At 41.3% G+C, this 7,613-nt stretch carries 8 protein-coding genes and 1 rRNA gene; 3 read left to right on the top strand and 6 right to left on the bottom strand.

Annotated elements, in window-relative coordinates:
* Both ES896_RS16090 and ES896_RS16085 read right to left on the bottom strand, forming a co-directional pair.
* A 16S ribosomal RNA gene (locus ES896_RS16090) occupies window positions 1-80 on the bottom strand; the annotation flags it as partial.
* Window positions 81-395: 315 nt separating this feature from the next.
* Window positions 396-1,274 carry a nucleotidyltransferase-like protein gene (locus tag ES896_RS16085; RefSeq protein WP_035703773.1) on the bottom strand — a complete coding sequence of 293 codons (879 nt, stop codon included), beginning with the start codon at window positions 1,272-1,274 and terminating at the stop codon, window positions 396-398.
* Between the two features lie 189 nt (window positions 1,275-1,463).
* On the opposite strand from ES896_RS16085, the gene ES896_RS16080 reads away from it, so the two are divergent.
* A complete protein-coding gene (locus ES896_RS16080; protein ID WP_007496750.1) occupies window positions 1,464-1,811 on the top strand; it encodes a YgzB family protein in 348 nt (115 codons plus the stop codon).
* Between the two features lie 35 nt (window positions 1,812-1,846).
* Here the strand turns inward: ES896_RS16080 and perR are convergent, their stop codons facing one another.
* Window positions 1,847-2,284, bottom strand: a complete 438-nt coding sequence (gene perR, locus ES896_RS16075; RefSeq protein WP_003217782.1) for a peroxide-responsive transcriptional repressor PerR — start codon at window positions 2,282-2,284, stop codon at window positions 1,847-1,849.
* A gap of 159 nt (window positions 2,285-2,443) precedes the next feature.
* A complete protein-coding gene (gene bcp, locus ES896_RS16070) occupies window positions 2,444-2,911 on the bottom strand; it encodes a thioredoxin-dependent thiol peroxidase (RefSeq protein WP_007496746.1) in 468 nt (155 codons plus the stop codon).
* A gap of 129 nt (window positions 2,912-3,040) precedes the next feature.
* Here bcp and ES896_RS16065 point away from each other — a divergent pair, with 129 nt between their 5' ends.
* Both ES896_RS16065 and ES896_RS16060 read left to right on the top strand, forming a co-directional pair.
* A complete protein-coding gene (locus ES896_RS16065) occupies window positions 3,041-4,336 on the top strand; it encodes a glutamate-1-semialdehyde 2,1-aminomutase (RefSeq protein ID WP_007496744.1) in 1,296 nt (431 codons plus the stop codon).
* A gap of 247 nt (window positions 4,337-4,583) precedes the next feature.
* Complete coding sequence (locus tag ES896_RS16060; RefSeq protein WP_025206980.1) at window positions 4,584-5,657, top strand: FUSC family protein; 1,074 nt, start codon at window positions 4,584-4,586, stop codon at window positions 5,655-5,657.
* A 29-nt stretch (window positions 5,658-5,686) separates the two neighbouring features.
* Here ES896_RS16060 and ES896_RS16055 read toward each other — a convergent pair whose 3' ends face one another.
* Window positions 5,687-6,583: an ABC transporter permease gene (locus ES896_RS16055; protein ID WP_008341942.1), complete on the bottom strand. Its 897-nt coding sequence runs from the start codon at window positions 6,581-6,583 to the stop codon at window positions 5,687-5,689.
* Between the two features lie 18 nt (window positions 6,584-6,601).
* Window positions 6,602-7,603 carry an ABC transporter permease gene (locus tag ES896_RS16050; RefSeq protein WP_007496737.1) on the bottom strand — a complete coding sequence of 334 codons (1,002 nt, stop codon included), beginning with the start codon at window positions 7,601-7,603 and terminating at the stop codon, window positions 6,602-6,604.
* Window positions 7,604-7,613 lie beyond the last annotated feature (10 nt).

Here is a 7,613-nt window from a genome sequence, read left to right as displayed (position 1 = left end):
CTCCCTTCTGTCCGCTCGACTTGCATGTATTAGGCACGCCGCCAGCGTTCGTCCTGAGCCAGGATCAAACTCTCCGAGGTATGCAGGATGCATATCACACATGCGTTGCTACACGATGTAGCGAACTTAGCATGTGATCATTTCCTGCCTCGTCAGTCTGACTGACTACCTATGAAGTATCATAGGATTTTTTATAAAAACTCGAATTAACAGGTACGTTTTGTCTTGTTTAGTTTTCAAAGATCATCTTCGTTATCGCTCAGAAGCGACTTTCTTAATATAACATTTGAGCGCCGTGTGCGTCAAGTGTTTTTTTGAATTTCTTTTTGTCCGCTTTTCTTTCAAAGCAACTCGGTTGCTCATTAGCGACGTTTAATAATATACCATCATAATATTCATGCGTCAATATCTTTTTTAACAAAATATCCTCGGTGATAGATTTTTTGTCCCTTCGTTTCAATTGGCTCTACTAGCACAATTCCTTTTTCCACAAAGAAATCAATCATCACACTAAGATCAGGTGTGAAATGTTTTAGATCAGGATGTGCAAGAAGCTCGCCAAACAGCCAAATTTCCTGCTGTTCCATGACATGACGCAAATGAGCCGCACCAATTTCTGCTTTTGAATGAATCAAGAAATCATTCGCTAGGAATAAAAGTTCTAACCGTTTATGAAGACTTTCGTGGCTTTCAATCAACTCTGAATAAAGTTTATATACTTCCGGCTCCATATGACGTACTTGGTTCCAAACGGTCACTTCTGGGTGGAAGCCTTTATCAATCACTTCAATACGCGCCAGATGATGCAGGGCATGCACAATGGAATTATATGCATCGAGGAATTGATTTGATTCAAAAAATGCTTTTCCTTCTATATATCTTCGAATGAGCTTGCCATATTCTAAACCAATTTTGAGCTTGCGGTTAGAAAACGGGAATGTACTCAGTTCATCAATCAAGTTGAAAATATATTCATTTCGATCAAACAGGACTTTTCCGTTTAAAATCCAATCAATAATCCGTCTGTTGGTACCTAAGGTAATCCATTCCTTCAACTGATCATCTGTGACAACATTTAAAGAAGCTGTTTGGTGACCGGATTCATAGTGCTTAATAAATAACGGTTCTTCCGCATCCTTTACGATGACTAGAAGCGCTGCATCAAAGTTATCCGTCTCAGAAGATACTTTATGTCTTCTTTCTACTATAATCACAGCTAATGTATCTGGATGACTTGCTCTCTCTTGATAAATAGGACGGAGAAGATTTTCCATAGTGATTCCTCCAATACTCGGGTGTAAGGTTCTTCTCTAATGCTATGTATTTCTCCTCATAGAATCAAAATTCCTTCAATACATGAAAAAAGATCGTTGAATCATTATAAGCAATTTATTCACAAAACTCTATAACTAATTCAAACAGAAAGGTAAAATGTGCTATATTGGAGATAAGGGGGACTAGGGATGGCGAAATACTCCAGTAAGATTAATAAAATCAGAACATTTGCACTTAGTTTGGTTTTTGTTGGTTTTTTGATCATGTATATCGGTGTGTTCTTCAAGGAATCGGTCTGGCTGTCGACCTTCTTTATGCTACTCGGCGTGTTATCGATTGGATTGAGTACAGCCGTTTACTTTTGGATCGGTATGCTTTCTACGAAGGCAGTCCGGGTCGTATGTCCAGGCTGTGAGAAGGAAACAAAAGTGCTTGGGCGGGTGGACATGTGCATGCATTGCAGAGAGCCACTTACACTCGATCCAGCATTAGAAGGCAAAGAGTTTGATGAATCCTACAATCGAAAAAAGTCATAAAAATAAGCTGACCATTCAACTGGTCAGCTTTTTCATTAATGATTTTCTTTTTTTGCACATTCTTGACAAGTGCCATAGATCTCCAAGCGATGATGACTTACTGTAAAGCCTGTCACATGGGATGCAAGCTGTTCTACTTCATCAAGGCCAGGATAGTGAAAGTCAACGATCTTTCCGCAGTTTTCACAAATCGCATGGTAATGGTCAGATGTCGCAAAATCAAATCGGCTTGAGGAATCCCCATACGTTAATTCTTTTACTAATCCAGATTCCCGGAAGACTCGTAAATTGTTGTAAACCGTTGCTACACTCATATTAGGAAATTTTCCTTCAAGTGCCTTATATATATCGTCCGCGGTTGGGTGTGTCATAGAATTTACGAGAAACTCCAAGATGGCATGGCGCTGCGGAGTAATTCGAACACCGGTTTCTTTTAGAGCATCTAAAGCGTCTTTTAGTTCGTGAGCAGCCATTTCATCATGCACCTCTCTTTTCAAAAATATTCTTATATTATAATCTTTATAAATAGTGTACCCCCAGAGCCGAAACTTTGTCAATTACAATCCTCTTTTTTACCTATTCTTCTATACAAAAAAGACCGGCACGACTGCCGATCTCATCTCGTCAACATATTAAGCATGAGCTTTCAGTTCCTCAAGCGCTTCTTCCACATGATCTTTCACCTTTACTTTACGCCACTCTTTCACAAGCTTTCCTTCTTTATTAATAAGAAACGTTGAGCGTTCAATTCCCATGTATTCCTTACCAAAGTTCTTTTTCAGCTTCCATACACCGAAAGCTTCAGACAATTTTTGTTCGTCATCTACAAGAAGCAGGAAAGGTAAGTCATGTTTTTCTTTAAACTTTTGGTGCTTGTCTTGACCGTCTGGGCTTACGCCGATGATCACAGCATCTAATTCCGCAAAGCTTTGATGGCGGTCACGGAAATCACAAGCTTCCGTTGTGCACCCCGGCGTCATATCTTTTGGATAAAAATAAAGGACAATGTGTTTCCCTTTAAAATCAGAGAGCTTTACTTTCTCTCCATTATCACCAAGTAATTCAATATCAGGTACTTGCTGCCCCACTTCGATTGTCATGATACAATCCCTCCAACCTATTTTTTCATTAGCCTATCCAATTTCGAGAAGATATTCAACTAAGGACGCTTGCATCGGCATGTTAAAATAATGATAGACGACGTGATACGTTGAGATAGGAGGCTATTTATGAAATTCACCGAATCAGAAAAATTACATCAAGAGGCGCTGGAGCATATTGTTGGAGGGGTTAACAGCCCATCTCGTTCATATAAAGCAGTGGGCGGCGGGTCACCTGTTGCAATGGAAAAAGGCGAAGGCGCTTATTTTTGGGATGTTGACGGAAACCGTTATATCGACTATTTGGCAGCATACGGTCCAATTATTACGGGACATGCTCATCCTCATATTACAAAAGCCATCACGAAAGCAGCCGAGACAGGTGTCCTTTACGGAACACCAACGAAGCATGAAGTCACTTTTGCTAAGATGCTGAAGGAAGCGATGCCTGCTTTGGATAAAGTTCGTTTTGTCAATTCAGGTACAGAAGCTGTGATGACGACAATCCGTGTCGCTCGCGCTTATACAGGCAGAACAAAGATCATTAAGTTTGCCGGATGTTACCACGGTCATTCTGATCTTGTGCTAGTTGCGGCCGGCTCTGGACCTTCCACTTTAGGAACACCAGATTCAGCGGGCGTGCCTAAAAGTATTGCCAATGAAGTCATTACCGTTCCATTCAACGATATAGACAGCTACAAAGAAGCATTAGACCGCTGGGGTGATGAAGTAGCAGCTGTTCTTGTTGAGCCAATTGTCGGGAACTTTGGCATCGTAGAGCCTAAAGACGGTTTCCTGCAGCAGGTTAATGACCTGACTCATGAAAAAGGGGCTCTAGTCATCTATGATGAAGTCATTACAGCTTTCCGCTTTATGTATGGTGGTGCACAGGACTTGCTTCAAGTAAAACCTGACCTCACTGCATTAGGTAAAATTATCGGCGGCGGTCTTCCAATCGGCGCTTACGGCGGCAAAAAAGAAATTATGGAGCAAGTCGCCCCGCTTGGACCAGCCTACCAAGCTGGTACGATGGCAGGTAATCCCGCCTCCATCCTTTCTGGTATTGCATGCTTGGAAGTGTTAAAACAAGACGGGGTGTACGAACGTCTTGATCAACTCGGGGCCATGTTAGAAGAGGGAATTTTAGCCCACGCAAAAAAACATCAAGTAGATATTACAGTGAATCGCTTAAAAGGTGCTCTCACCATTTATTTTACAAAAGAAACGATTGTGAACTACGAGCAGGCTGAAAATACGGATGGTGAAATGTTCGCCCGTTTCTTTAAATTCATGCTCGCACAAGGTATTAACCTCGCTCCTTCTAAATATGAAGCTTGGTTCTTAACCATTGCGCATACTGAAAATGATATTTCCGAAACGCTCAAAGCAGTAGATCATGCGTTTGAACAACTGAAACAATCATAATGAAGAGAAAAACAGACGTAAATTCATGCGTCTGTTTTTTTATTTACCAGCTCTTGATTGTCAAAAGCGAGTGAATCTGTTACATTTTTTCTCAATACCTTCTTTTGATGTTTTCATGAACTTTCAAAAATCACTTGAATATTTCGGAAGACCGCTGTATATTACTTAGTTGTTTCATCAAAATATTTATGATATATGACAAGTGGTCATCTATTATCGAAAAGAAAGGAATGCAGGGACAAAACCAATGAAACTTGGAGCCCGTATTTTAAAAACTGGTATTGCCATTGTACTCGCGCTTTACCTGGCAACATGGCTTGGATTGCCGACACCCGTCTTCGCGGGAATTGCAGCTGTATTTGCTATCCAGCCATCTATTTATCGATCATTTTTAACGATTGTTGATCAAGTGCAAGCCAATATTATTGGAGCAGCACTTGCCATTACGTTCGGTCTGCTTTTTGGCACAGGACCAGTCATCATCGGCTTAACTGCCGTCATGGTCATTGCGATTAATTTAAAGCTGAAGATTGAACACACGATTCCGATTGCACTCGTAACCGTCATCGCGATTTTAGAAAGTGCAGGGGATCATTTCCTTTCCTTTGCCTTAATTCGAACAGCAACTGTGGTGTTAGGCGTACTTTCTTCATTTTTAGTGAATTTGATTTTCCTGCCGCCAAAGTATGAAACAAAGCTTGTTCATCACATTATGGAAAATACGGAGGAGATTTTAAAATGGATCCGTCTGAGCTCCAGACAGTCTACTGATCATTCCACTTTAAAGGATGACATCGATCAAATAAAAGAACGCATGATCAAATTAGATCACATTTACTTGTTATACAAAGAAGAACGAAGCTATTTAAAGAAAACAACTTATGTCAAATCTAGAAAGCTTGTTTTATTCAGACAGGCAATCATGACGTCTAATCGAGCGCTGTACTTGCTGAAAAAGCTTCATAAGTTAGAAAATGAAATTCATTTGATGCCAGAGCATTTCAGAGAGAGCTTAACAGATGAGATTGATTATTTACTGTACTGGCATGAACGTACCTTGATGAAGTTTGTTGGAAAAATGAAACCGCAGGACGATGATTTTCAGAATGAATGCTCTCTTCGTCTTGAAGCATTAACGAAATCATTTATTCAGCACCAGCAAAATCAAGAAAACGACTTGCTGGATTACAATATGCTGAATGTGATGTCGAGCATTATTGAATACCGTGATGAATTGGAGCATCTAGATACTTTGATTACAAGCTTCCAAACGTATCACCCAAAAGATAGTGAGATTGAGACAGAAGAAAAAGAAGCTTAAATAGAAAAGACCGATTCTTAGAATCGGTCTTATTTTATTTTCTTCATTTTAGGATCAAGGGTGTCCCTTAATCCATCTCCCATCAAGTTAAAACCAAGAACCGTCAGCATGATCGCAATCCCCGGGAAAAATAAAGTCCACGGCGCTTGTACGAGATAAGGTCTCGCATCGGCAAGCATTTTCCCCCACTCTGGACTTGGCGCTTGTGCACCTAATCCTAAAAATCCTAAAGCCGCCGCTTCGATAATGGCTGTACCAATCGCAAGCGTCGCCTGAACGATCACCGGCACCATACTATTTGGCAGAATGTGACGAAGAACGATGCGGCGGTGTGACATCCCGACTGCCTTTGCTGCTAAAACATATTCTTCTTGCTTAATGCTCAGCACCTTTGAACGAACCAGCCGCCCAAAAGTCGGGACGTTAATAATCGCTATGGCAATAAGGGCATTTTGTAAGGAAGGGCCTAAGATGGAAACGATCGCAATCGCTAATAGAATGCTAGGAAAAGCGAGTAAAATATCAAATAGTCTTGAGATGACAGCATCCAGCAATCTGCCGCCGTAACCTGCCATCAATCCAAGCAATGTCCCTAAAATAACCGACCCGAGAACGGAGAAGAAACCCACCCATAATGAAATCCGAGCTCCATGCACGACTCTAGAAAATATGTCTCTCCCGAAATCATCCGTACCAAACCAATGTGCAGCCGAAGGGGCACTAAATCGTTCGCCTAGTGACTGCTCGTTGATTCCATAAGGAGCAATGAGCGGTGCAAAGATTGCTAGGATCAGAAATAAAAAGACAATCACAGTGCCAATGACCGCCAGCTTGTGCTGAAAGAACAGTTTCATCGATTCAAGAATCAGTGATTGAGAGCGTTCTTCCTTTTGTTCAGGTGCTTGAAGCTCTTTTTGCGCTTCCATGTCGTCACTCTCCCTTCTCTAGTATTTAATCCTCGGATCAATGACTGCATACAAGATATCCACAATGAAATTGATCAGCACAAATATGAGCGCTACAACAAGAATGCCAGTTTGAATGACAGGATAATCACGATAGCTAATGGCATCGTAAATATACCGCCCAATTCCCGGCCAAGCAAAGATCGTTTCTGTTAAAATGGCTCCGCCTAGCAAGAGACCTGTTTGAAGACCAATAATCGTTAAAATCGGAATGAGCGCATTTTTCAGCCCATGCTGATAAATGATGAAAAATGAACGTACCCCTTTTGCTTTTGCTGTTCGAATAAAATCTGAATGAAGAACTTCCAGCATACTTGCCCTCGTAATCCTTGCAATAATCGCAGCAGGAATCGTTGCGAGAGCGGTACTTGGTAAAATTAAATGCTTGATGCTGTCAAAGAATTGATCAAATCGTCCTTGCAAAAGCGTGTCCAGCGTATGAATATAGGTGATCGACTCTACCGGATTTCTGACGTTTTCTCGTCCTGTAGTCGGCAAAATACCTAATTCAATCGAGAATAGCCACTGTCCCATTAAGCCTAACCAGAAAATCGGCATGGACACCCCAATGAGCGCAATAAACATGGCCACATAATCAAAGAAAGAATGTTTAAACCACGCACTAATGATTCCGGCATTCACACCGACAATAATCGCCAGCAACATAGCGAAGAAAGTCAATTCTAATGTAGCGAATAAGTAAGGCTTCATTTCCTGGGCAATAGCCGCTCCTGTTCGTATGGAAGTCCCTAGATCGCCTTTTAAAAGCCCCAGCATGTAGTGACCATATTGTACGTACCACGGCTGGTCTAAACCAAGCTGAATCGTCAATTGCTCTACTGCTTCTTTCGTTGCCCGCTGTCCTAAGATGACCTGCGCCGGATTTCCAGGGATAAACCGAATAATAGAAAATACAACTAAGGTCATTCCGATCAGTACTGGAATGAGCATTCCTGCTCGCTTCATACAATAAGCAAACAAACAGCTTTCA

This window comes from Bacillus sp. 005/A4HT-01/001, assembly GCF_004634445.1.
GTDB lineage: Bacteria > Bacillota > Bacilli > Bacillales > Bacillaceae > Bacillus > Bacillus altitudinis.
The sequence above is the reverse complement of the archived record's forward strand: the minus strand, read 5'-3'. Positions and strand labels throughout refer to the sequence as shown.

Excerpts from the sequence above, each read along its gene's own strand:
- ES896_RS16065 (WP_007496744.1), top strand. The coding sequence starts at position 3,041 with ATGAAATTCACCGAATCAGAAAAATTACATCAAGAGGCGCTGGAGCAT.
- ES896_RS16085 (WP_035703773.1), bottom strand. The coding sequence starts at position 1,274 with ATGGAAAATCTTCTCCGTCCTATTTATCAAGAGAGAGCAAGTCATCCA.
- perR (WP_003217782.1), bottom strand. The coding sequence starts at position 2,284 with ATGGCTGCTCACGAACTAAAAGACGCTTTAGATGCTCTAAAAGAAACC.
- bcp (WP_007496746.1), bottom strand. The coding sequence starts at position 2,911 with ATGACAATCGAAGTGGGGCAGCAAGTACCTGATATTGAATTACTTGGT.
- ES896_RS16060 (WP_025206980.1), top strand. The coding sequence starts at position 4,584 with ATGAAACTTGGAGCCCGTATTTTAAAAACTGGTATTGCCATTGTACTC.
- ES896_RS16055 (WP_008341942.1), bottom strand. The coding sequence starts at position 6,583 with ATGGAAGCGCAAAAAGAGCTTCAAGCACCTGAACAAAAGGAAGAACGC.
- ES896_RS16080 (WP_007496750.1), top strand. The coding sequence starts at position 1,464 with ATGGCGAAATACTCCAGTAAGATTAATAAAATCAGAACATTTGCACTT.